This is a genomic window from Streptomyces sp. AC555_RSS877 (assembly GCF_019049245.1).
In the GTDB taxonomy this organism is placed as follows: domain Bacteria; phylum Actinomycetota; class Actinomycetes; order Streptomycetales; family Streptomycetaceae; genus Streptomyces.
The window spans coordinates 1-23,061 of the sequence record NZ_JAGMUK010000120.1; the positions used below are offsets into that span (position 1 = coordinate 1).

At 71.6% G+C, this 23,061-nt stretch carries 18 protein-coding genes; 9 read left to right on the top strand and 9 right to left on the bottom strand.

Annotated features, from left to right (window positions below; all coding sequences use genetic code 11):
• Nucleotides 1-263: 263 nt before the first annotated feature.
• Nucleotides 264-2,597 carry a LuxR C-terminal-related transcriptional regulator gene (locus tag KUM49_RS36605; protein WP_217241279.1) on the bottom strand — a complete coding sequence of 778 codons (2,334 nt, stop codon included), beginning with the start codon at nt 2,595-2,597 and terminating at the stop codon, nt 264-266.
• A 449-nt stretch (nt 2,598-3,046) separates the two neighbouring features.
• Between KUM49_RS36605 and KUM49_RS36610 the strand changes: the two genes are divergently transcribed.
• Nucleotides 3,047-4,396 carry a M14 family metallopeptidase gene (locus KUM49_RS36610; protein WP_217241280.1) on the top strand — a complete coding sequence of 450 codons (1,350 nt, stop codon included), beginning with the start codon at nt 3,047-3,049 and terminating at the stop codon, nt 4,394-4,396.
• Nucleotides 4,397-4,639: 243 nt separating this feature from the next.
• Here the strand turns inward: KUM49_RS36610 and KUM49_RS36615 are convergent, their stop codons facing one another.
• From KUM49_RS36615 to KUM49_RS36635, 5 genes are all read right to left on the bottom strand, one after another.
• Nucleotides 4,640-5,200: a hypothetical protein gene (locus KUM49_RS36615; protein WP_217241281.1), complete on the bottom strand. Its 561-nt coding sequence runs from the start codon at nt 5,198-5,200 to the stop codon at nt 4,640-4,642.
• A gap of 65 nt (nt 5,201-5,265) precedes the next feature.
• Nucleotides 5,266-6,744, bottom strand: coding sequence for a GntP family permease (locus KUM49_RS36620; protein WP_217241282.1), 1,479 nt, complete (start codon nt 6,742-6,744; stop codon nt 5,266-5,268).
• Nucleotides 6,745-6,867: 123 nt separating this feature from the next.
• Nucleotides 6,868-7,278, bottom strand: a complete 411-nt coding sequence (locus tag KUM49_RS36625) for a RidA family protein (RefSeq protein ID WP_217241283.1) — start codon at nt 7,276-7,278, stop codon at nt 6,868-6,870.
• The gene (locus KUM49_RS36630; protein WP_217241284.1) at nt 7,275-8,039 is read right to left on the bottom strand and encodes an IclR family transcriptional regulator; all 765 of its coding nucleotides are present in this window, start codon (nt 8,037-8,039) and stop codon (nt 7,275-7,277) included. Before KUM49_RS36630 ends, KUM49_RS36625 begins: the two co-directional genes overlap by 4 nt.
• Nucleotides 8,036-9,223, bottom strand: coding sequence for a sugar kinase (locus tag KUM49_RS36635; protein ID WP_217241285.1), 1,188 nt, complete (start codon nt 9,221-9,223; stop codon nt 8,036-8,038). The genes KUM49_RS36630 and KUM49_RS36635 overlap by 4 nt, the downstream gene beginning before the upstream one ends.
• 147 nt (nt 9,224-9,370) lie before the next feature.
• Between KUM49_RS36635 and KUM49_RS36640 the strand changes: the two genes are divergently transcribed.
• Both KUM49_RS36640 and KUM49_RS36645 read left to right on the top strand, forming a co-directional pair.
• Nucleotides 9,371-10,636, top strand: coding sequence for an amino acid deaminase (locus KUM49_RS36640; protein ID WP_217241286.1), 1,266 nt, complete (start codon nt 9,371-9,373; stop codon nt 10,634-10,636).
• A gap of 10 nt (nt 10,637-10,646) precedes the next feature.
• Nucleotides 10,647-12,269 (top strand): amidohydrolase family protein, encoded by a 1,623-nt coding sequence (locus KUM49_RS36645; protein WP_217241287.1) that lies wholly within the window; start codon nt 10,647-10,649, stop codon nt 12,267-12,269.
• A gap of 12 nt (nt 12,270-12,281) precedes the next feature.
• On the opposite strand, the gene KUM49_RS36650 is transcribed toward KUM49_RS36645, so the two are convergent.
• Complete coding sequence (locus tag KUM49_RS36650) at nt 12,282-13,145, bottom strand: serine protease (RefSeq protein WP_217241288.1); 864 nt, start codon at nt 13,143-13,145, stop codon at nt 12,282-12,284.
• A gap of 149 nt (nt 13,146-13,294) precedes the next feature.
• Nucleotides 13,295-14,035: a hypothetical protein gene (locus tag KUM49_RS36655; protein WP_217241289.1), complete on the bottom strand. Its 741-nt coding sequence runs from the start codon at nt 14,033-14,035 to the stop codon at nt 13,295-13,297.
• A gap of 126 nt (nt 14,036-14,161) precedes the next feature.
• On the opposite strand from KUM49_RS36655, the gene KUM49_RS36660 reads away from it, so the two are divergent.
• The 6 genes from KUM49_RS36660 to KUM49_RS36685 all read left to right on the top strand — a co-directional run bounded on the left by KUM49_RS36660 (nt 14,162) and on the right by KUM49_RS36685 (nt 20,869).
• On the top strand, nt 14,162-15,373 hold the full coding sequence (locus KUM49_RS36660) for a pyridoxal phosphate-dependent aminotransferase (protein ID WP_217241290.1): 1,212 nt from the start codon (nt 14,162-14,164) through the stop codon (nt 15,371-15,373).
• Between the two features lie 77 nt (nt 15,374-15,450).
• Nucleotides 15,451-15,873, top strand: coding sequence for a hypothetical protein (locus KUM49_RS36665; protein ID WP_217241291.1), 423 nt, complete (start codon nt 15,451-15,453; stop codon nt 15,871-15,873).
• A 617-nt stretch (nt 15,874-16,490) separates the two neighbouring features.
• Nucleotides 16,491-17,579, top strand: a complete 1,089-nt coding sequence (locus tag KUM49_RS36670; protein WP_217241292.1) for a substrate-binding domain-containing protein — start codon at nt 16,491-16,493, stop codon at nt 17,577-17,579.
• The gene (locus KUM49_RS36675; protein ID WP_217241293.1) at nt 17,576-18,745 is read left to right on the top strand and encodes a toxic anion resistance protein; all 1,170 of its coding nucleotides are present in this window, start codon (nt 17,576-17,578) and stop codon (nt 18,743-18,745) included. Before KUM49_RS36670 ends, KUM49_RS36675 begins: the two co-directional genes overlap by 4 nt.
• Nucleotides 18,742-20,280: a VWA domain-containing protein gene (locus KUM49_RS36680; protein ID WP_217241294.1), complete on the top strand. Its 1,539-nt coding sequence runs from the start codon at nt 18,742-18,744 to the stop codon at nt 20,278-20,280. The genes KUM49_RS36675 and KUM49_RS36680 overlap by 4 nt, the downstream gene beginning before the upstream one ends.
• Complete coding sequence (locus tag KUM49_RS36685) at nt 20,267-20,869, top strand: hypothetical protein (protein WP_217241295.1); 603 nt, start codon at nt 20,267-20,269, stop codon at nt 20,867-20,869. Before KUM49_RS36680 ends, KUM49_RS36685 begins: the two co-directional genes overlap by 14 nt.
• A 192-nt stretch (nt 20,870-21,061) precedes the next feature.
• Here KUM49_RS36685 and KUM49_RS36690 read toward each other — a convergent pair whose 3' ends face one another.
• Nucleotides 21,062-22,885 carry a phosphoenolpyruvate carboxykinase (GTP) gene (locus tag KUM49_RS36690; protein ID WP_217241296.1) on the bottom strand — a complete coding sequence of 608 codons (1,824 nt, stop codon included), beginning with the start codon at nt 22,883-22,885 and terminating at the stop codon, nt 21,062-21,064.
• Between the last annotated feature and the right edge of the window lie 176 nt (nt 22,886-23,061).

Here is a 23,061-nt window from a genome sequence, read left to right on the forward strand (position 1 = left end):
CCCGCGGCTGCGGCGACGTGGGGGCGCGGACCGGCGGACCGGCGGCATGGGGCTGCGGTGACGTGGGGGGTGGCGCGGCCCAGCGGCACGACTGCCCGCGGCTGCGGCGACGTGGGGGCGCGGACCGGCGGACCGGCGGCATGGGGCTGCGGTGACGTGGGGGGTGGCGCGGCCCAGCGGCACGACTGCCCGTGGGTGCGGTGATGTGGGGGGCGCGGTTCGGCGCTGGTGGGTGCCCTCGGCTGCGGTGATGGCATGGGGTGTCAGCGTTGGGCTGTGACCCAGGTGGCGATCTGGCTGCGGTTGTTGAAGCCGAGTTTGCTGAGGATGCGTTCCACATGGCCTTCGGCGGTGCGGCGGGCGATCACCAGGCGGTCGGCGATCTGCTGGTTGGCGAGTCCTTCGGCGACGAGTTCGGCGACCTGGGCCTCGCGGCGGGTGAGGCGGATTTCGGGGCCGCCGGTCGACGGGGGTGCGGTGGGTGAGTGTTGGGGGAGGCCGGGTTCCTGGAGGGCGTAGCCGACGATCTCGGCGAGGTCGAGGCCGGCGCCGCGGTCGTAGGCCTGCCGGAAGGAGGACCGGCCGACCGCTTCGAGGGCACGGCGTTCGCTGTCGAGGCGGGTGGTGATCAGGGTCTGGGCGCCCCAGCGGTCGCGGTCGACGGCGGTCCAGACGCGGTCGGCGCCGCCGAGGAGGACGGCCGCGCGTTCGTGGGCGCCGCCCCGCGTGGCGATGAGGGCGGCCAGGTCGAGGGTGAGGGCGATGCCGATGACGTCGTGGACGGCGAGTTTGAGGCGAAGGGCCTCCCGGGCGTGCCGTTCGGCGCGTGGCCAGTCCTGCTTGACGGTGTGGGCGAGGGCGAGCATCCGCAGGACGTAGGAGCGCACCCATTCCTCGCCGTGTTCCTCGCAGAGGCGAAGGGCCCGGTGACAGATCTCGACCGCCCGGTCGGCCTGGCCCAGGAAGCCGAGGGCGCAGGCGAGTTCGACCTGGTCCAGGCCGACGAGGCTGAGGTGCTGGCCGTCGACGCGGCCGCGGGCGACGCCGGCCTCGAAGTGGGCCAGGGCGGCGGGGAGGTCGTCGCTGAAGAGCCGGATGACGCCGATGACGTAGTCGGCGTGGGCGGCCTCGGCGGCGTCGTCCAGCCCGCGCGCGAGGGCGTGGGCCTCCTCGGCTCTGCGCAGGCCCTGGGTGAGGTCTTCGGGGCACCCGGCGAGCAGTCCGGCGACCCACAGGCCACGGGCCCGTTCCTGGGTGGGCTCGGGGTTGGCGTCGAGGGCGCGGTCGAGCCAGTAGCGGCCCTCGCGAGGGGCGCCGCAGGCGTGCCAGTAGAACCAGAGGGTGCCGGCGAGGCGCAGTCCGGCGAGTTCCTCCCCCGGCGCCGTGAGGCTGTGGTCGAGCGCCGCCCGCAGATTGTCCTGGTCGGCCCGGAGGCGGGCGACGATCTCCCGTTGGCCGGGGCCGAACCAGGCCCGTTCGCAGGCGGCGGCGATGGCCTGCATGCGGTCCCGGTGACGGCGGCGGGTGGCGGGCTCCTCCTCACCGGCCGACTGCCGTAGGTTGTCCAGGCCGTAGTGGCGCAGGGTGTCCAGGAGGCGGTAGCGCACGCCGTCCGGGCCGGGCTCGCGGCACAGGACGGACTTGTCGACAAGGCCCGCGACCGCTTCGAGGATGTCGTACGACCTGATCCGCTCGCCGTCGGCGCAGACCACCTCGGCCGTCTCCAGGTCGAAGCCGCCGGCGCAGACGGACAGCCGGGCCCACACCAACTGCTCGCGCTCGGTGCACAGTTCGTGGCTCCAGTCGATCGCCGCGCGCAGGGTCCGGTGGCGGGGCAGGGCGGCGGGGCTGCCGGCGGACAGCAGGCGGTAGCGGTCGTCGAGGCGTTCCAGGAGCTGTTCGACGCTGAGGACGCGCATGCGGACGGCGGCGAGTTCGATGGCGAGCGGGAGGCCGTCGAGGCGGCGGCACAGTCGGGCCACGGCGGCCCGGTTGCCGGCGGTGAGCCGGAAGCCGGGGGCGACGGCGGCGGCGCGGTCGGCGAAGAGGGCGAGGGCCGGGTAGCCGACGGCGGCGGAGAGGTCGCCGTCGGGGTCGGGGACGGGCAACGGCCGTACGTCCAGCAGATGTTCCTCGGTGAGGCCGAGGCGGTGCCGGCTGGTGGCGAGGACGCGGACGCCGGTGGTGCCGCGCAGGAGGGCGGCGGCGAGCTCGGCGCAGGCTTGCAGGAGGTGCTCGCAGTTGTCGACGACGAGGAGGAGGCGCCGGTCCCGTACGTGTTCGACGAGCGCGTTCAGTGGTGGCCGGGCGGAGTAGTCGTGCAGGCCGAGGGCGTCGGCGGCGGCGAGCGGGACGAGCGCGGGGTCGTCGAGGCCGGCCAGGTGCACGAAGCGCACACCGTCCGGGAAGGCGCGCTCGACGCGGGCCGCGATGCGGGTGGCGAGGCGGGTCTTGCCGACACCGCCGGGTCCGGTCAGCGTGACCAGGCGTGCTCGGGCCAACAGCTCGCGGCCGTCGGTCTGTTCACGGCGCCGGTCGACGAAGCTGGTCGTCTCGACCGGCAGGTGACAGTCCCGTCGTGGCGCTGATCCGCCCATGATCAGCCAGTCCTCTGGGGGTTCGGTGACGCCTCACCTTGTCCCGAAGCCCGGCATATATGCACGCGGCGGTCACACCCCCGGGTGCACTTCACGGGGGACCGCCCCGCGAGGCTGCAACCCGCGTACACTGCACGGCCTTTCGCGTCTCCGCGTCTCCGCGCCTCCGCGCCTCCGCGCCTCCGCGCCTCCGCGCCTCCGCGCCTCCGCGCCTCCGCGCCTTCACGCCTTCACGCCTCCGCGCCTTCACGCCTTCACGCCTTCATGCCTTCACGCATCAGCACCTTCGGGTCGAACAGTTCCCGCCATCGCGTCTTTATCCGGTCTTGACCTGCTCATGCCATGCGCGGACGATGAGCGGCACACCCGCACCAGTTCGTCGCTGAACCACCCCCGCTCCACTCCCCACTTCCGGAGATCCCGGAATCCTGGAGAAACTAGGAGACTTCATGCGACTTCGCATACGAGGCTCGGGCGCCCGCCCCGGCAGACGGCGCGCCGCCGTCGCCGCCGTCGCCTCCCTGATGGCTCTCGCCCTCGCGGCCCCGCTCTCCGCGAACGCCGACAGCGCCCGGAAGGCGGCCCCGTCGGCCGACGACATCCGCCAGTACGAGGTGCACCTGCACTCCGACGCCAAGTCCCGTACGGACCTTCAGCGCTCCGGCGTGACCGTGGACGACGCCGACGACCACTCGGTCTTCATCTCGGGCCGCGCGGACCAGGTCAAGAAGCTGAAGCGACTCGGCTACGACGTCACGCCGATGGGCGCGGTGCCGGACCGGTCGAACGGCGAGGACGACGTACGGCTCCTCGACTTCCCCTCGGCCGACTCGCGCTACCACAACTACACCGAGATGAACGCGGAGATCACCACGCGCCTCTCGGCCTACCCGAACATCATGAGCAGGCGCGTGATCGGGAAGTCGTACCAGGGCCGGGACATCGTCGCCATCAAGATCAGCGACAACGTGGCGACGGACGAGTCCGAGCCCGAGGTGCTGTTCACCCACCACCAGCACGCGCGCGAGCACCTGACCGTGGAGATGGCGCTCTACCTGATCCGCGAGCTCGGGGCGGGCTACGGCTCCGACTCCCGGATCACCAACGTGGTGAACAACCGCGAGATCTGGATCGTGCCCGACCTCAACCCGGACGGCGGCGAGTACGACATCGCGAGCGGGTCGTACCGGTCGTGGCGCAAGAACCGGCAGCCCAACAGCGGTTCCTCGTACGTCGGTACGGACATGAACCGGAACTGGAACTACCGTTGGGGCTGCTGCGGCGGGTCCTCGGGGTCGCCGTCCTCCGACACGTACCGGGGCACCGCCGCCGAGTCGGCGCCCGAGGTCAAGGTCGTCGCCGACTTCGTGCGCAGCCGGGTGGTCGGCGGGGTCCAGCAGATCAAGGCGGGCATCGACTTCCACACGTACAGCGAACTGGTGCTGTGGCCCTTCGGGTACACCACCGCGAACACGACCACCGGGATGACGGCCGACGACCGGAACGCCTTCGCGGCCGTCGGGCAGAAGATGGCCGCGAGCAACGGCTACACGCCCGAGCAGTCCAGCGACCTGTACATCACCGACGGGTCGATCGACGACTGGCTGTGGGGCAACCAGAAGATCTTCGGGTACACGTTCGAGATGTATCCCGGGTCCAGTTCGGGAGGCGGGTTCTACCCGCCCGACGAGGTGATCGAGCGGGAGACCGCGCGGAACCGGGACGCGGTCCTGCAGTTGCTGGAGAACTCGGACTGCATGTACCGGTCCATCGGCAAGGAGACGCAGTACTGCGGCTAGGGTCCGTCCGGCGGATCAAGTCGCAGGAAATGCGCGGCGCCTCATCGACGCAGGTGAGCGGGGCGTGGTGCGTCGAGCTGCAAGGCGGAGGAGGGCGTCGACGCGATGGGGGTCCCCCCGCTCGAGCGAGGTCGAGAGCGGGGGAGTCGGCAACCGACGACAACGCCGCAGATCGGCGTGCCACGCCCCGCGTCTGCGGCATGATCCGCCGGACAGGCCCTAGGTACGCGGTTCCCCGCGCACCTACGCCATTTCAGACGCGTCTTCGTCGAAGTAGGCGTCCAGCACAGCGTCCAACTGTGACTCCCACTCGGTGAACCGGCTCCTGGCCGTCGCCTCGATCTCGATCGGGTACCAGCGGCGGTCAGGGGTGTGGACCGTGATGGTGAACCGCTTGCCGAAGCGGGGGGACTCCGTCTCGACCGCGCCGATCTCGTCCCAGCGGAACTCGCAACTCTGGTCGTCGAGGGCCAGGCGGACGCCCCGGTGGTCCGCGACGATCTTCGCGCGGCGGTCGGAGGCCTCGAAGACGGGGCCGTCGGGGACCTCCCCGGCCTCTTCGGACTCCTCGGACGTCCCGGACTCCTCGGACGCCTCGGGCCCGTCCGGCTCGTCGACGTCCGCGGTCCCCTCGGGGGCGGCTTCCTCCGTCTCCACGGCCTCCTCGGCGTCCGCCGACCTGGCGTCCGCCGGATCGGCATCCGCCGGCTCGCCGGACGCGGGTGAGGTGAGCCCGGGGATGAATGCCGGGTCGAATCCGGCGCCTTCCAGGGGCTGGCTGCTCGAACCTATGCGCTGCTCCACAGCGGGCAGTATGGTCGACGATCCTGTGTCGGACACAGCCAGCCCCCGATTTCGTTATCAGACGCCTACACGAACACGCTCAGCACCGCCGCCACCAGGAACCCCGCGACCGACAGAACCGTCTCCAGTACGGTCCACGTCCTGAGGGTGTCCCGCTCGCTGATGCCGAAGTACTTCGCCACCATCCAGAAGCCGCCGTCGTTGACGTGCGAGGCGAAGATCGAGCCGGCCGAGATGGCCATGATGACCAGGGCGACGAAGGCCTGGGAGTGGTCGCCCTCGGCGAGCAGGGGGGCCACGATGCCGGCCGTGGTGACGATGGCGACCGTCGCCGAGCCCTGGGCGACGCGCAGGACCACGGAGATCAGGTAGGAGAGTGCGATCACCGGGAGGCCGACGTCGTTGAAGGTGTCGGAGAGCGCCTGGGCGACGCCGCTGGCCTTGAGGACGGCGCCGAAGATGCCGCCCGCGCCGACGACCAGCAGGATGTTGCCGACGGGCTTCAACGACGCCGTGGACACCGTCTCCAGGGACTTGCGGGACCAGCCGCGGCGGATGCCGAGCAGGTAGTACGCGAGGAGCAGGGCGATCGTCAGGGCCACGAACGGGCTGCCGAAGAACTCGATCACCGAGCGGCCGGTGGAGGGGTCCAGGGCGACCGACGAGAAGGTGGCCGCGAGGATCAGCACCAGCGGCGTACCGATGATGCCGAGGACCGTGCCCAGCGGTACCGGCGTCTCCTGCGGCTCCACCCCCGACGCGCGCTGCTCGTTGACGACGGCGAGCTTGGCTTCCGCCGCCGCCTCCACCATGTCCTGCGGTACGGCGACGAAGATGCGGCGGCCGATCCACGCCGAGTACGCCCAGGCGGCCGGCACGGCCGGGATGCCGCAGACGATGCCCATCAGGATGACCCAGCCGAGGTCGACGTGGAGGAGCCCGGCGGCCGCGACCGGGCCGGGGTGGGGCGGCAGGAAGGCGTGGGTCATCGACAGGCCCGCGAGCAGCGGCAGGCAGTAGAGCAGGATCGACTTGCCGGAGCGTTTCGCCGCCGCGTACACGATCGGCGCGAGGACGAAGATGCCGACGTCGAAGAAGACCGGGATGCCGAAGATCAGGCCGGTCAGGCCCATGGCGAGCGGCGCGCGCCGCTCGCCGAAGAGGTTCAGGAGACGGGACGCCAACACCTCCGCACCGCCGCTGACTTCGAGGATCGCGCCGAGCATGGTACCGAGGCCGATGATGATCGCGACGTGGCCGAGGATGCCGCCCATGCCGGACTCGATGGTCGAGACGGCGTCCGACCGTTGGACCGTGCCGAAGAGTTCGGTGACGGACAGCCCCGCGAGCAGGCCGACGGCTATGGAGACGGCCAGGAGGGCGACGAAGGGCTGGATGCGGACCTTGATGATCAGGAACAGCAGGAGGCCGATGCCGAGGGCGGCGACGGTCAGCAGACCCGCCGTGCCGTCCATGAGGAGGAGCAGGCCTCCGGTGTGGGGTGGGGCTTCGGGGGTGGGGGCCGCGGCGAGCGGATGGGACATGGGGGGTCCTCTGGGTAAGTACATACTGCTTTCGGGCAGGGGTGATCGCGGCACGGCGCCCGTCGAGTCGTCGGGCGCCGTGCCGTGTACGGCGTGCGGGAGTTGAGGGAGCGTCAGCCGGGCTCAGCCCAGGACGGCGAGTGCGTCGATCTCGACGAGGAGCCCGGCGGGAAGGCCGACGTAGACCGTCGTGCGGGCCGCGGGCGGAGCGGTGAGGGCCTGCTCCTCGAAGTAGGTGTTGTAGATGGCGTTCATCTCGGCGAAGTGGTCCACGTCCGTCAGATAGACGCGGATCATCATCACGTCGTCCCAGCTCGCGCCGCCCTCCTCCAGGATCGCCTTGACGTTGGCGAGGGTCTGGAGGGTCTGCTCGCGCAGGGTCGGACCGGCGGGCGTGGGCGGCTTGCCCTCCTCGGCGGGCAGGAAGCCGACCTGGCCGGCGACCTGGAGGATGTTGCCCTTGCGCACGCCGTGGGAGAACTTCGCGGGCGGGGTGGTGTGGGTCTTCGGGGTGAGCGCGGTCTTCTCGGTCATGAGGTGACTTCCTTGACGGGGGCTCTGCCGGAGTACTCGCCGCTGATCGCGTCCGCGGTACGGCGGACCAGCGGCAGCAGGGTGAGGAGTTCGTCGGCGGTGACGACGACGTTCGGCGCGGAGACCGACATCGCGGCGACGACCCGGCCGTCGGCGCCGCGGATCGGCGCGGCGACGCAGTTGATGGACTCCTCGTGGCCACCGAGGTCGGTGGCCCAGCCCTGTTCGCGGACCTTGTCCAACTCCCGCAGGAAGGCGGGGGCGTTGGGGGTCGAACGGGCTGTGTACATGGGGTAGTCGAGCTTGTCGGCGAGGGCCCGGCGCTCGGGTTCGGGCCGGTCGGCGAGGAGGAGCTTCGCCACGGCGGCGACGGTGATGGCGACGGGCTTGCCGATCCGCGAGTACATCCGCACCGGGTACCGGCTCTCCACCTTGTCGATGTAGAGGACCTCGTCGTCCTCGTGGACGGCGAGGTGGACGGTGTGTCCGCACTGTTCGTTGAGGCGTACCAGGTGGGGGTGGGCGATCTCGCGGATGTCCAGGTTCTCCATGGCTTCCTGGGCGAGCGCGATGAGGCGGGCGCCGAGGCGGTAGCGCTGGTCGGACTGGCGGTAGACCATGCCGTGCTCGTGCAGGGTGCGGAGGAGGCGCAGGGCGGTGGACTTGTGCACTCCGAGGCGGTCGGCGACCTGCCCCAGGTCGGCGGGGCCCTCGGCGAGCAGCGGCAGGATGTTCAGCGCGCGGTCGACGGTCTGGCTCATGGCGTACGTACCTCCTCCTCGGCCCGCTGTGCGGCCTGTGTCCAGCCGGGGCCGAGTCGAAGTCTCCCCCACGCGTCGTCGTCGAGGGCCGCCAGGCGGTCGGCGTGGTCGCGGGTGGGGGGCGGGGCGAGGTCGCCGGGGGCGGTGAGGGTGGCGGCGGCCCACAGGTGGCCGTGCCTCAGGCGGACGCTCAGGGGCAGTCCGCGCAGGGTGGCGGAGAGGAACCCGGCGGCGAAGGCGTCACCGGCGCCGGTGGGTGCGACCACGTCGACGTTGAGGGCGGGGACGAAGGTGGATGGCTGTTCGACACTCGGGGTTGCCGCTGGGGGGTGGGGTGCGCAGCCCGGCGCTTGCGGGGTGCCGTCCGCGCCCGCCCTCCCCCACTCTCGGCTTCGCTCGAGCGGGGGGACCCCCATCGCCCCAGCGGCACGACTGCCCGCGGGATGGCGGAACAGCGTCGCTCCCCGAGCCCCCTGTTTGACCACAAGCACCCCCGGCTCCTGCAGCGCCTCCCGGATCGCCTCCGGTCCGCCCGTGACCCCCCATGCCTCCTCCGCCTCGTCCTCCCCCACGAACACGATGTCGGCGCCGCGGGCCAGTTCCAGCAGGACCTGCGGCCCGTCGGTGTCCTGCCACAGGCCGGCGCGGTGGTTGACGTCGAAGGAGACCGGCGGGCGGCCGGGCCGTCGGGTGGTCAGCTCGCGCAGCAGCGCCAGGCAGCCTTCGGACAGGGCCGCCGTGATCCCCGACAGGTGCAGGATCCGGCCCGCCCGCACCGCGACCGGGTCCACGTTGTCCACGGTCATCGCGGAGGCCGCCGATCCCGCCCGGTAGTACGCCACTTCGTGGGCGTCGGTGGACCGGTCCCCCGCGGTGCGGAAGTAGATGCCGGTCGGCCGGGCCGGGTCCCGGTGCACGGCGGAGACGTCGACGCCGTACTCCCCGATGGTGTCGGTCAGGTGGTTGCCGAAGGCGTCCGCGCCGACCCGGCTGACCCATCGCACGGTGTGTCCCGCGGCCGCCAGCGCGCACGCGAGGTTGGACTCGGCGCCGCCGATGGCCCGGTCGAAGGAGGGGACGTCGGCGAGGCGGCCCGGCTGGGAGGGCAGGAAGGTGACCATGGACTCGCCGAGCGCGACGACGTCCACGACGTCGGGGGCATTGCAGGGTCCGCTGATGGTCACGATCGTCGTAGCTCCTGAACCTCGTTCGCGGGCGGCGGCTCCGTTGACCCGGCGTTGGCGGAGATGTTAGACAGCGGTAAGCGATATACGCAATGAGCGTTGCATTGTACGCAACGCCTTCGCAACGCACCTGATCAGGGAGGCTCCATGGCCAGCGAAGCGCTCGCCCGCCTGGCAACGGAACGCGTCGACCACCGTTTCAAGGGCCTCCCCCCGGACGCCGACGGTCTCACCGTGGGCGAGCTGGCCGCCCAGCGCCGCAACCTCTTCACCGACGGCTTCGCGACTCCCGTACTGGCTCTCTCCGCCGAGCGCCTGGCGCACAACCTCGGGCTCATGGAGACGTACGCGACCCGGCACGGCCTCGCCTTCGCCCCGCACGGCAAGACCTCGATGGCCCCTCAGCTCTTCCAGCGCCAGATCGAGCACGGGGCGTGGGGCATCACGCTCGCGGTGCCGCACCAGGTGCGGGTGGCCCGGGCGTTCGGCGTCCAACGGGTCTTCCTCGCCAACGAGCTGGTCGACCCGGCCGCCCTGCGCTGGATCTCCGCCCGGCTCGACGCCGACGACGGCTTCCGTTTCGTCTGTTACGTCGACTCCGTACGCGGGGTGCGCCTGATGGACGCGGCGCTGCGGGGGGCCTCACGCCCGCTGGACGTGGTCGTCGAACTCGCCGCCGGCGAGGACGCCCGCACCGGGGTCCGTACGGAGGCGGAGTGCGTGGCGGTCGCGGACGCCGTGGCGGCGACGCGGACCCTGCGCCTCGTCGGCGTCGCAGGTTACGAGGGCGAGGTCCCGCAGGCCACACCGGAGCGGGTGCACGCGTGGCTGCGGCGGCTGGTGGCGCTCGCCGTCGACTTCGACGAGGCCGGGCGGTTCCCGCGCGCCGGCGAGATCGTCGTCAGCGCGGGCGGCAGCGCCTGGTTCGACGCGGTCGCCGATGTCTTCGCGGAGATTCCCGAGCTCTCCGCCCCCGTGCTGAAGTTGCTGCGCTCGGGCGCCTACGTCTCGCACGACGACGGCCACTACCGCAAGATCACCCCCTTCAACCGGGTCCCCGAGGAGGGCGCCCTGGAGCCCGCCTTCCGGCTCTGGACGCAGGTGGTGTCGCGACCCTGTGCCGAGCAGGCCTTCGTGAACGCGGGCAAGCGGGACGCGGCGTACGACCTCGATCTGCCCTTCGCCCAGGTGGTCCGCCGGGACGGCGTCGAGCGTCCGGCCACCGGCATCGAGGTGACGGCCCTGTCCGACCAGCACGCCTGGCTTCGGACGGCCCCGGAGGCGGACCTCGAGGTCGGCGACTGGCTGGGCCTCGGGCTGTCCCACCCGTGCACGTCCTTCGACAAGTGGCCGCTGATCCCGGTCGCGGAGGCGGACGGCACGGTCGTCGACTACATCCGTACGTTCTTCTAGGAGGTCCGGCGTGGAAGAGCTCGTCATCCGGGACGCGGACGTCGTGGACGGCTCCGGCGGCCCCTCGTACCGTGCCGATGTGGTGGTCGACAAGGGCCGGATCGTGTCGATCGTCCAGGAGGCCGCGGCGGCGGGCTGTCAACGCCCCAAGGCGCGCCGCGAGCTGGACGCCGAGGGCCTCGCCCTCTCCCCCGGCTTCATCGACATGCACGCCCACAGCGACCTCGCCCTGCTGCGCGACCCCGACCACAGCGCCAAGGCCGCGCAGGGCGTCACCCTCGAAGTCCTGGGCCAGGACGGGCTGTCGTACGCGCCGGTCGACGACCGCACGCTCGCCGAGGTCCGCCGCGCGATCACCGGCTGGAACGGTGACGGCGACGACGTCGACTTCGGCTGGCGGTCGGTCGGCGAGTACCTCGACCGGCTCGACGTCGGCTTCGAGGGGCGGGGCATCGCCGTGAACGCGGCGTACCTCGTGCCCCAGGGCACGGTCCGCGCGCTCGCCGTCGGCTGGGAGGACCGCGAGGCGACGCCCCGGGAGCTGGAGCGGATGCGGCGGCTGGTGGCGGAGGGGATGGAGCAGGGGGCGGTCGGCATGTCGTCGGGCCTCACGTACACCCCCGGCATGTACGCCAAGGACGCCGAGCTGACGGAGCTGTGCCGGGTGGTGGCGTCGTACGGCGGCTACTACTGCCCGCACCACCGCTCGTACGGGGCCGGGGCCCTGCGGGCGTACGAGGAGATGGTGGCCCTCACCCGGGAGGCCCGCTGCCCGCTCCATCTCGCCCACGCCACCATGAACTTCGGCGTGAACAAGGGCCGCGCGCCCGAGCTGCTGTCCCTCCTGGACGACGCGCTCGCCGCCGGGGCCGACATCAGCCTCGACACGTACCCCTACACGCCGGGCTCCACCACGCTGGCCGCGCTGCTGCCGAGCTGGGCGAGCGAGGGCGGCCCGGAGGAGGTCCTGAAGCGGCTGACGGACGAGGAGACCGCGGGGCGTATCCGGCACGACCTGGAGGTCGTCGGCGCGGACGGCTGTCACGGCGTGCCCGTGGAGTGGGACACGATCGAGATCTCCGGAGTGACGGATCCCGGCCTGAACGACCACGTCGGCCGTACCGTCCAGGAGTCGGCCGATCGGCGCGGCGAGGCCCCCTGGGTCACCGCCCGCCGGCTCCTCCTCGACGACCGGCTCGGCTCGACGATCCTCCAGCACGTCGGCCACGAGGAGAACGTGTGGGCGATCATGCGGCACCCGGTGCACACCGGCGGCTCGGACGGCATCCTCCAGGGCGCCAAGCCGCACCCGCGCGCGTACGGCACCTTCCCGCACTATCTGGGCCGGTACGTCCGGGAGTTGGGAGTGCTGTCCCTGGAGGAGTGCGTCGCCCACCTCACCGCACGCCCGGCGGCCCGGCTGCGACTGCCGGACCGCGGGCTGGTCCGCGAGGGTTACCGGGCGGACCTCGTGCTGTTCGACCCGGCGACGGTCGCGGCGGGCTCGACCTTCGACAGTCCCCGGGTGCTGCCGACGGGCATCCCGTACGTCCTGGTCGACGGCCGTTTCGTCATCGAGGACGGCCGGCGCACGGACGTACTGGCGGGGCGGGCGGTGCGGCGGACTCCCTGATCCCCCGGACGCCTACGGCTTGGGCAGGACGCAGCCGCTCGCGCTCAGGCTGAGCTGGTTGCCGGTCGTGAAGCAGGCCGGGAAGCGGTACGTCTCCTGGGCGTAGTTGATGCCCTGGCGGACGGTGACGTTGCCGCTCGCGTCGACCTCGCAGGGGTTGTTCACCGTGCAGCTCTCGCCGTCCTCGTTGCCGGTGTTGTTGACGGCGACGACCTTGCCGGTGGTCTGGTCGACGACCGGCGAGCCCGAGGTGCCGCCGATGGTGTTGCAGGCGGAGGTGTAGCGGACGGAGTCCTTCCAGGTCCAGTCGCCCTCCCTCATGGTGTGCACGAACCCGTCGATGCTGCAGCTGTAGAGGCGCTTCCAGTATCCGGAGGCGACGGTGATCGCGGTGCCGGCGGTGGGGTGCGTGTCCTGGACGGTCAGGGCGCTGATGCCGTACGAGTTCCTGATCGCCGCGTAGGTGGTGGTGAGCTGGTAGATCGTGGCGTCCGTGTCGGTCATCGTCGCGTAGGCGATCTTGTTCGCGCGCAGGGTGGCGACGCGGGTGCCGGCGGAGTTGAGCAGGCCGAAGGTGCGGCTGGACGCCCGGTTGACGATCACCTCGCCGGGCTCCGGGAAGCCGCTCTCCAGGCAGTGGCCGTTGGTGAGCACCAGCGCGGGGGCGGTGTCCAGGGAGTTCGGGAAGCGGACGACGGAACCGGAACAGTTGCTCAGCGCGACGGTCCCGGCGAGGGTCACGGCCTGGAGCGTGGGCGACGCGGCCGTCTTCGTGTCCGCCTTGACCGCGGGAGCGGCGGGTGCCGCGACCGCGGGTGCCGCGCCCGCCCCGGCGATCACCAGGGCGAAGAGTGCGGCGACGAGAGGCTTTCTCATGTGGGGGTCCCCTCTACATGACGAGGGTGACCGGAGATCTTCCGGCCACCCGCTGTTTTGTCATGCGCATTGTCAATGGAGGGGCGCGCGGAGACAAGGAGGTGTTTTCGGCCTGGGGACGGGGCCGAAAACACCTCCCCGCCCTCCCCCTACTTGGGCGGTTTCGTGCCTCCCGGCCCCCGGCCCTTGCGTTCGGAGTTGCCCGGAGCGGCGTCGCCGCTCACCGAGGCGCCGGCCGTGGGGGTCGAGGGGGCTTCCGGGTCCGTCGACGGGGCGGCCGAGGGCTCGCCGGACCGCTCCCCGTCCGGCGAGGCGCCAGGCGAAGCGCCCGCACCGCCGGACGCCGGACCGTCCGGCCCCGACGGGTCCGGGGAACCGGAGGACTCCGGGCCGGCCGAGGAGGACGAACCCTCCGGCCTCGCGGCGTCGCCCGGCGCCGACCTCGTGGCACCCTCCTTGCCCTGCGGCCCGTCCGAGGAGGATCCCGAGAACGCGAACCCGGCGATCAGCGCCGCCGCGGACACCGCGCCCGCCGCACCGGCGGCGACCACCACCCGACGCGACCGCCACCGGCTCGGCTTCCGCCGCGACCCCCGCCGCCCCGGGACGGCACCGCGGACCGGCACCGCCTGGGCTCCGGCCGCCGGCGCGCCGACCGCAACCGGCCCGGGGTCGGCAACCTGGGGCAGTTCGGCCGTCTGGTCGTAGGCGTTCTGCCAGCCGTGCGCGGCGGCCGGGTCGACGTACTCCTCGTACGGGAGCGTCGACTCGGCCTGCGGGTGGTACACCATCGGCACCTTCGGCGGCCCGCCGTCCGCGCCCGTGCCGTGGGCGCCGGGCGCGCCGTCGGCGCCGTACGCCCCGTTGTCGTACTGAGGTGGCCTGGACATGGGCGCGCATTGTAGGGACGGGAGGGGCCCGCGGGACAGCCGTCGGCGATATCCACCCAAACCGACGCGTCCCACGTGGCGGAAAACACGACGCGGAGAGCGTTACCGGGCCGTAAGCTCCCAGACATGCAGGTGATCCAGTCGACCAAGCTCGCCAACGTCTGTTACGAGATCCGGGGCCCGGTTCTCGAGGAGGCGATGCGCCTGGAAGCGGCAGGCCACCGCATCCTCAAGCTGAACACCGGGAACCCGGCCGCCTTCGGCTTCGAGTGCCCGCCCGAGATCCTGGAGGACATCCTCCGCAACGTCTCCTCGGCGCACGGCTACGGCGACGCGAAGGGCCTGCTGGCCGCGCGCCGGGCCGTCGTCATGCACAACCAGACCCTCGGCATCGAGACCGACGTCGAGCACGTCTTCATCGGCAACGGCGTCTCCGAGCTGATCGTGATGGCGATGCAGGGGCTGCTGGACGACGGGGACGAAGTCCTCGTGCCGACGCCGGACTACCCGCTGTGGACCGCGGCCGTCTCCCTGTCCGGCGGCACCGCCGTGCACTACCGGTGCGACGAGCAGGCCGACTGGATGCCCGACCTCGCGGACATCGAGCGCAAGGTCACCGACCGCACCAAGGCGATCGTCATCATCAACCCGAACAACCCGACGGGGGCCGTGTACGACGAGGCGATGCTGCGGGGGCTCACCGACATCGCGCGCCGCCACAACCTGCTGGTCTGCTCGGACGAGATCTACGACAAGATCCTGTACGACGACGCCACGCACACCCCGACCGCCAAGGTCGCCCCCGACCTCCTCATCCTCACCTTCAACGGGATGTCGAAGGCGTACCGCGTGGCCGGGTACCGGGTCGGCTGGATGTCGATCTCCGGGCCGCGCGCCCACGCCGACTCCTACATCGAGGGTCTGACGATCCTGGCGAACATGCGCCTGTGCGCGAACATGCCGGGCCAGCACGGAGTCGTCGCCGCGCTCAGCGGACGGCAGACCATCAACGACCTGGTGCTGCCGGGCGGGCGGCTGCGGGAGCAGCGGGACCTGGCCTACGAGCTGCTGACCCAGATCCCGGGCGTGAGCTGCGTGAAGCCGAAGGGGGCGCTGTATCTCTTCCCGCGCCTCGACCCCAAGGTCTTCAAGATCAAGGACGACCGCCAGATGGTCCTGGACCTGCTCCGGCAGGAGAAGATCATGGTCGTCCAGGGCACCGGCTTCAACTGGACCGAGCCGGACCACTTCCGGGTGGTGACCCTGCCGACGGTGGCGGACCTGCGGTCGGCGATCACCCGGATCGGCACCTTCCTGGACGGATACGGCCAGCCGTGACGGCGATTTTGGGGTCCGCTCAACTTTAGACGGAATCCAAGCTAGGATGGTTTCCTGAGAACCCAGGAGGCCATCCCATGTACGAGCCGATCCGCACCAAGTCGGTCCACAGCACGATGGCCGGCACGACCTCGGACTTCCCCCACCGCACCCGTGAGGAAGAGCTGGACATCCAGCTCGCGGGCCATCTCGCCGCGCTGCTCGCCGTCACGGACGAGCTGCGTGCGCTCGCGCCGTCCGCCGGCCTGGACACCGCGGCCGACCGGCTCGCCGAGCAGGTGACCCGGCTGCGGGGAGGCCGCCCGCCGGCCCGCGCCCCGCTCACCGCGTCCGGTGCCCGCACCAACCTCGCCCCCGTGCACCGGCGGGCGCATGCCCTCGCGGGCCGCGCGCTCGTGGTGGCCGCGTCCCGCGCGGACACGGCGGCGGCGATCCTGTCCGCCGAGCGGATGGACGCCCACGCGGCGGCCCTGGAGTCGCGCGAGCTCGCCCCTCACTGAGCCGTACGGCTCCCCGAGAACGGCCCCGGTCCGCGTGCACCCACAGCGACGCGCGGACCGGGTGCCATGGCACTGCGTTGGCTTGGGCGGCGGTTCTTGTCGTCGCCGGTGGTGAAGTGCCGGTGGGATGCGGTGCGCTTCGCCCTTGGGGTACGCGTTGTCTTGCGGCTGCCGGTGATGCGTGGCTTGTCGCGCAGTTCCCCGCGCCCCTGACAGGCATCGCCGTAGGGCCCATCGCGGTCGGCGGCCGCGCACTGTCCGTGGCTTGTCGCGCAGTTCCCCGCGCCCCTGACAGGCATCGCCGTAGGGCCCATCGCGGTCGGCGGCCGCGCGCTGTCCGTGGCTTGTCGCCCAGTTCCCCGCGCCCCTGACAGGCATCGCCGTAGGGCCCATCGCGGTCGGCGGCCGCGCACTGTCCATGGCTTGTCGCCCAGTTCCCCGCGCCCCTGACAGGCATCGCCGTAGGGCCCATCGCGGTCGGCGGCCGCGCACTGTCCATGGCTTGTCGCCCAGTTCCCCGCGCCCCTTTCGGGGCGCTGCAGTACCGGGACCGGTACGTCATCCCCCGTTCACGCTTCCCGCCGGGGAATGTTGGGTTCCGCGAGCACTCTCCCCCTGTGAGACGAATCGCAGGAATCGTCCTCGCGGTCCTGCTGGTCGGCGGCGTGGTGGCAGCCGTCGTAGCGGGCCGGGACACCGGGGACAGGAGCACGGCAACGAAGACCGTGCGCGCAGTGATCGGATCGGAGAAGGCGGAGTTCTTCGCCGATCCCGACGTGGTGAAGGCCCTCGCCGCCAAGGGCTACACCGTCAAGGCCGAGACCTCCGGGTCCTGGGCCATGGAGGGACTGGACCTCAAGGATCACGACCTCGCCTTCCCATCCAGCCAGGCGCCCGCCGCCGAGCTCGCCGCGAAGTACCGGATCAGGCAGCCACTGCCCCGGCCCTTCTACTCGCCGCTCGTCGTCGTGGCCCATCGCGGCGCCGCCGAGGTGCTGGCCGCCAACGGACTCGCCGCCCTCGACAAGAACCGCGGCACCCTGAGGATGGCCGCCTATCTCGACGCCGCCGAGCGCGACCGGACCTGGCAGCAGCTCAAGGGCGCCGACAAGTACGGGGAGCTGACCGGCACGCTCTACGTCGCCACCACCAGCCCCGAGACCTCCAACTCCGGCGCCCTGTACCTCGCCGCCGCCTCCTACGCCGCCGCCGGCGGCAAGGTGGCCGCGAGTGACGCCGACGTCGACCGGACCGCGCCCCTGATGCGCAAGCTGGTCAGCGTGCAGGGCGCCCAGCAGTCCAGCACGGACGCGGCCTTCCGGGACTTCGTGAGCGGCGCCGGCAACCCGCTGGTGCTGGTGTACGAGTCGCAGGTCGCCGCGCTGCTGGGCGAGGGGCGGGGCGTCGACGACCTGACCGTGCTCTACCCGGACACCACCGCCAACAGCGACCACACCGTCGTACCGCTCACGGAGGACGGCCGCGCACTCGGCGAACTCCTGGCCGACGAACCGGAGTTGCGCGAGCTGGCCGTCCGGCACGGGTTCCGGCCGCAGGGCACGACCGCCGAGTTCACCAAGGCCACGGCCGCCCACGCCGCCTACCTCAACCAGACGCTGACCGGGATCCGGCAGGCGCCCGTGCCCACCTCCGAGGTGCTGCACACGATGGCGCGCCGGGCGAGCGGACAGGGGGACAGCACATGACCGACGACACCTTCACCCTCACCCCGCCCGAGGCCGTCACGCCCGTGCCCCGGGAGAAGGCAGGCGGGCTCGTGCCCGTCGACGACGCCGTCCGGACCGGCATGGCCGAGAAGGCCGCCGCGTACGTCGAGGGCCTCGCCTCGCTCGACGCCCGCTCCCCCGAGTTCGCCGGCAAGGTCGGTGAGATCACCGCGCTCGGCGCCGGCGAGATGCGCGGCGCCGCCGCACAGTCCAACCGCATGCTGGAGCGCACCGTGCGGAGTCTGCCCGCCAAGGGCGGGGACGCGCAGTCGCAGGTGTCGGGCTCACTCGTCGAACTCCGGCGCGTGGTCGAGGACCTGGACCCGCGGGACCTGTCCGCCGCCAAGGGGCGGAGGTTCCTGTCCCGGCTGCCCGGCGGCAACAGGCTGCGCGACCACGTCGCCAAGTACGCCTCCGCGCAAGGGACCCTGAACAGGATCGTGGGCTCGCTGCGCGGCGGCCAGGACGAACTCAGGCGTGACAACGCCGCGTTGCAGACCGAGCGGGTCCGCCTGTGGGAGACCATGGGCAAGCTCCAGGAGTACGTCGTGCTGACCGAGGCGCTGGACACGGCCGTCGAGCAGCACGTCGCGGGCGTGGAGTCGACGGACCCGCAGCAGGCCGACAGCCTCCGTGCCGACGTGCTCTTCCCGGTGCGCCAGAAGCACCAGGACCTGCTCACCCAGCTCGCGGTGTGCGCACAGGGCTACCTCGCCATGGACGTCGTACGGCGCAACAACGAGGAGCTGATCAAGGGCGTCGACCGGGCGGCCACGACCACGGTCTCCGCGCTGCGCATCTCCGTGATGCTGGCGTCCGCCCTCGACAACCAGAAGAAGGTCGTCGACCAGGTCAACGCCCTGCGCGGGACGACCGAGGACCTGATCCGGGGCAACGCGGAGATGCTCGCCACGCAGAGTGGCGAGATCCAGCGGATCGCCGCGGACCCGGCCGTGGGGGCCGAGACCCTGCGCACCGCCTTCCAGCAGATCTACCGGACCCTCGACGCCATCGACACCTACAAGGTCCAGGCGACCGAGGCGATGGCGGCGACCGTGGAGTCCCTGACCTCCGAACTGCAGCACGCGAGCACCTACTTGGAGCGCAGCCGGTCGCAGGGCGCGCTGGAAGGAGGGCTCGCATGAGACGACGGCTCACCGCCCTCCTCGCCCTCGCCCTCGCCCTCCTGACGGGATGCATTGGCGCACAGGAGCAGGACGACGACACAGGCGCCCCCGAACCCGGCACCCTGCGCATCCTCGCCTCCAGCGAGATCGCCGACATGGCCCCGGTCCTCGACCGGGTCGAGAAGGACACCGGCGTCAAGGTCCGGCCCACCTACATGGGCACCCTGGACGCCGTGGAACTGCTGGCGGCGGGCAAGGCGGACGGAAGGTACGACGCCCTGTGGCTGTCCTCCAACGACTACCTGCGCCTGCGCCCCGACGCGGCGAAGAAGGTCGTGTCCGAGACGCCGGTCATGTCGAGCCCGGTCGCCGTGGGCGTGAAGCCGGCGACCGTCCGGGCGCTCGGCTGGAAGCCGGACGACGTCACCTGGGCCCAGGTCGAGCAGGCCGTCCAGGACGGCAGGCTGTCGTACGGCATGACCGACCCGGCGCGCTCCAACTCCGGCTTCGCCACGCTGGTCTCCGTGGCCTCCGCCCTCTCCGGCGCCCAGTCCGCGCTCACGGACGCCGACGTCGCCAAGGCCACGCCCCGGCTGAAGGAGTTCTTCCAGGGGCAGCAGCTGACGTCGGGGTCGTCGGGCTGGCTGGCGGCGGCGTACGAGCGGCGCGGGACCGTGGACGCCCTGCTCAACTACGAGTCCGTCCTCAAGGGCATCCCGGGCCTCACCGTGATCCGCCCCAAGGACGGGGTCGTCACCGCCGACTACCCGCTCTCCTCCCTCACGGCCACCGACGCCACCACCCGCGAGGACGTCCGCCGTCTGACCGAGGCCCTGCGCACGCCGGGGATCCAGCGCGAGATCACCGAGCGCACGCACCGCCGCCCGGTCGTCGCCGCCGTGCCGCCCGCGTCCGGCCTCGACGCCACCCGGCGGCGCGAACTGCCGTTCCCCGGCAGCCGTTCCGTCGCCGACGGCCTGCTCGACTCGTACGAGAACGAGCTGCGCCGCCCGTCCAGGACCGTCTACGTCCTCGACACCTCGGGCTCGATGGAGGGCGACCGGCTGGCGGGGCTCAAGGACGCGCTCGCCGACCTCACCGGCGACTTCCGGGACCGCGAGGAGGTCACGCTGATGCCGTTCGGGTCCGGCGTGAAGAGCGTACGGACGCATGTGGTGGACCCGGCGGACCCGCAGGCCGGCCTCGACGCCATCCGCAGGGACACCGAGGCGCTCACCGCAGAGGGCGACACCGCGATCTACACGTCACTGGAGAAGGCGTACGAACATCTCGACGCCGGACGGGACACCTTCACGTCCGTCGTGCTGATGACGGACGGCGAGAACACGGCGGGCGCGAAGGCGGCGGAGTTCGACGACTTCTACGCCGGGCTCGGCGCCGCGCAGCGGGAGACACCCGTCTTCCCCATCCTGTTCGGCGACTCCGACCGCTCCGAACTGGAACACATCGCCGAGCTGACCGGCGGCCGCCTCTTCGACGCCCGGAAGGGCTCGCTGGACGGCGCCTTCGAGGAGATCCGTGGCTACCAATAAGCTGCTCGGCTATCTCGAGTCCCGCAAGAACCTCACCGGGAGCGCCTGCGGTCTCGCGGGGCTGGCGCTGACCTTCGCCGGGGTCGCGGGCCCGTACTGGCCCGTGGTCGTGGCGGGTCTGTACGGCGCCGGGGCCCTGGTCGCGCCGCCGGAGCGGCCGCCGCTGCCGGACTTCCCCGACCCGTCGGCCCAGCTCGACGAGGTGCGGGCCGACCACGACCGGCTGGTGGCCTACCTCGCGGACGTCGAACTGCCGCCCGCCGCCGCGGGCCGGCTCACCGAACTGACGGAGCTGCTGGCCGCGCTGCTGGACCCCGGCTGGGTCGCCGAGGTGCTCGCCCGGGACCCGGAGGGCGTGCACACGCTGTCGCGGGCCGTGCGGCAGGACGTTCCCGAGGCCGTCGACACGTTCGTACGGACCCGGTGGTGGACGCGGCTGGCGCCGGGCCAGGAGTCGCCGGAACGCCATCTGGAGCGGCAGTTGACGCTGCTGCACGAGGAGGCCGAGCGGCTGGCCGCGGGCCTGCGGGAGACGGAGGCCCGGCGGCAGGAGTCGCACACGCGGTATCTGGAGGACCGGTCGCGGTAACGGGCGAGGGCCTGCCGTCGCTCTTCCGTCGAGGCGGACGGAAGAGCGACGACAGGCCCAGGGCCCCACACGCCGTTGTGCGGAACCTCGCCGGTACGGGGTTGTGCGAAGGTGCTGTCACCGCGGCCGGCCGTGACGATGTTGCTGGTCAGGGCACGATCGAGCCGGCCGCGGCGGCTTGGGAGGGCCGGCTCAGCCCAGGCGCTGCACCAGTGCGCGGTACTCGTCCCACAGTTCCTTGGGCGTGTGCTCGCCGAAGGTGTTGAGGTGGTCGGGGACCAGGGCGGCCTCCTCGCGCCAGACCTCCTTGTCGACGGTGAGGAGGAAGTCGAGGTCGGACTCGGACAGGTCGAGACCGTTCGTGTCCAGCGCTCCCTTGGCCGGCAGGACGCCGATCGGGGTCTCGACGCCCTCGGCCTTGCCGTCCAGGCGTTCCACGATCCACTTCAGGACGCGGGAGTTCTCGCCGAAGCCGGGCCAGACGAACTTGCCCTCGTCGTTCTTGCGGAACCAGTTGACGTAGTAGATCTTCGGGAGCTTCGCCTGGTCCTTGCCCTTGGCGACGTCGACCCAGTGGCCCATGTAGTCGCCCATGTTGTAGCCGCAGAACGGCAGCATGGCGAAGGGGTCGCGGCGCAGCTCGCCGACCTTGCCCTCGGCGGCGGCGGTCTTCTCGGAGGCCACGTTGGCGCCGAGGAAGACGCCGTGGTTCCAGTCGAAGGACTCCGTCACCAGCGGTACGGCGGTGGCGCGGCGGCCGCCGAAGAGGATCGCCGAGATCGGCACGCCCTTGGGGTCCTCCCACTCGGGCGCGATGATCGGGCACTGTGAGGCGGGGGTGGTGAAGCGGGCGTTGGGGTGGGCGGCCGGGGTCCCGGACTCCGGCGTCCAGTCGTTGCCCTTCCAGTCGGTGAGGTGGGCCGGAGTCTCCTCCGTCATGCCCTCCCACCAGATGTCGTTGTCGTCGGTGAGGGCGACGTTGGTGAAGACCGAGTTGCCCCACAGGGTCTTCATCGCGTTGGCGTTGGTGTGCTCACCGGTGCCGGGCGCGACGCCGAAGAAGCCGGCCTCGGGGTTGATGGCGTACAGGCGGCCGTCCTCACCGAAGCGCATCCAGGCGATGTCGTCGCCGATGGTCTCCACGGTCCAGCCGGAGACCGTGGGCTCCAGCATGGCGAGGTTGGTCTTGCCGCAGGCGCTCGGGAAGGCGGCGGCGACGTACTTCGACTCGCCCTGCGGCGGGGTCAGCTTGAGGATCAGCATGTGCTCGGCGAGCCAGCCCTCGTCACGGGCCATGACGGAGGCGATGCGCAGGGCGTAGCACTTCTTGCCGAGCAGGGCGTTGCCGCCGTAGCCGGATCCGTAGGACCAGATCTCGCGGGACTCCGGGAAGTGGGAGATGTACTTCGTGGAGTTGCACGGCCACGGCACGTCCGCCTCGCCCTCGGCCAGCGGCGCTCCGAGCGTGTGCACAGCACGCACGAAGAAGCCGTCGGTGCCGAGCTCGTCCAGGACCGGCTGCCCCATGCGGGTCATGGTGCGCATGGACACGGCGACGTAGGCGGAGTCGGTGATCTCCACGCCGATCGCGGAGAGGTCGGAGCCGAGGGGGCCCATGCAGAACGGGACGACGTACATCGTCCGGCCCTTCATGGAGCCGCGGAAGACGCCCTTCTCGCCGGCGAAGATCTCCCGCATCTCGGCGGGGGCCTTCCAGTGGTTCGTGGGGCCGGCGTCCTTCTCCTGCTCGGAGCAGATGAAGGTCCGGTCCTCGACGCGGGCGACGTCGGTCGGGTCGGAGGCTGCGTAGTACGAGTTGGGGCGCTTGATCGGGTCGAGTTTCTTGAAGGTGCCCTTCGCGACGAGCTCCTCGCACAGGCGCTCGTACTCGGCCTCGGATCCGTCACACCAGACCACGTTGTCCGGCTGGGTCAGTTCTGCGATCTCGTTCACCCACGCGACGAGTTCCTTGTGGGTGGTGGGGATGACGGGGGGAGCCGCGATGTCGCGCGCCACGATTGCTCCTAAATGAGGGATTTTGTCCTTGGTTGCCCCGTGGGGGCCGCGACCCGGATGCTTCGCAGCGTCGATTCCCTCTGGCGCTCATCCGGTGCCGACCGCACTCATTTGATCATCCGACGAGTTCGCCCATCTGTCCAGAGGGACGTACAGATGAGCGGAGTGAGGATCAC

Coding starts and splice junctions, on each gene's coding strand:
- KUM49_RS36605 (WP_217241279.1), bottom strand. CDS start 2,597: ATGGGCGGATCAGCGCCACGACGGGACTGTCACCTGCCGGTCGAGACG.
- KUM49_RS36610 (WP_217241280.1), top strand. CDS start 3,047: ATGCGACTTCGCATACGAGGCTCGGGCGCCCGCCCCGGCAGACGGCGC.
- KUM49_RS36620 (WP_217241282.1), bottom strand. CDS start 6,744: ATGTCCCATCCGCTCGCCGCGGCCCCCACCCCCGAAGCCCCACCCCAC.
- KUM49_RS36625 (WP_217241283.1), bottom strand. CDS start 7,278: ATGACCGAGAAGACCGCGCTCACCCCGAAGACCCACACCACCCCGCCC.
- KUM49_RS36630 (WP_217241284.1), bottom strand. CDS start 8,039: ATGAGCCAGACCGTCGACCGCGCGCTGAACATCCTGCCGCTGCTCGCC.
- KUM49_RS36640 (WP_217241286.1), top strand. CDS start 9,371: ATGGCCAGCGAAGCGCTCGCCCGCCTGGCAACGGAACGCGTCGACCAC.
- KUM49_RS36650 (WP_217241288.1), bottom strand. CDS start 13,145: ATGAGAAAGCCTCTCGTCGCCGCACTCTTCGCCCTGGTGATCGCCGGG.
- KUM49_RS36655 (WP_217241289.1), bottom strand. CDS start 14,035: ATGTCCAGGCCACCTCAGTACGACAACGGGGCGTACGGCGCCGACGGC.
- KUM49_RS36660 (WP_217241290.1), top strand. CDS start 14,162: ATGCAGGTGATCCAGTCGACCAAGCTCGCCAACGTCTGTTACGAGATC.
- KUM49_RS36665 (WP_217241291.1), top strand. CDS start 15,451: ATGTACGAGCCGATCCGCACCAAGTCGGTCCACAGCACGATGGCCGGC.
- KUM49_RS36675 (WP_217241293.1), top strand. CDS start 17,576: ATGACCGACGACACCTTCACCCTCACCCCGCCCGAGGCCGTCACGCCC.
- KUM49_RS36680 (WP_217241294.1), top strand. CDS start 18,742: ATGAGACGACGGCTCACCGCCCTCCTCGCCCTCGCCCTCGCCCTCCTG.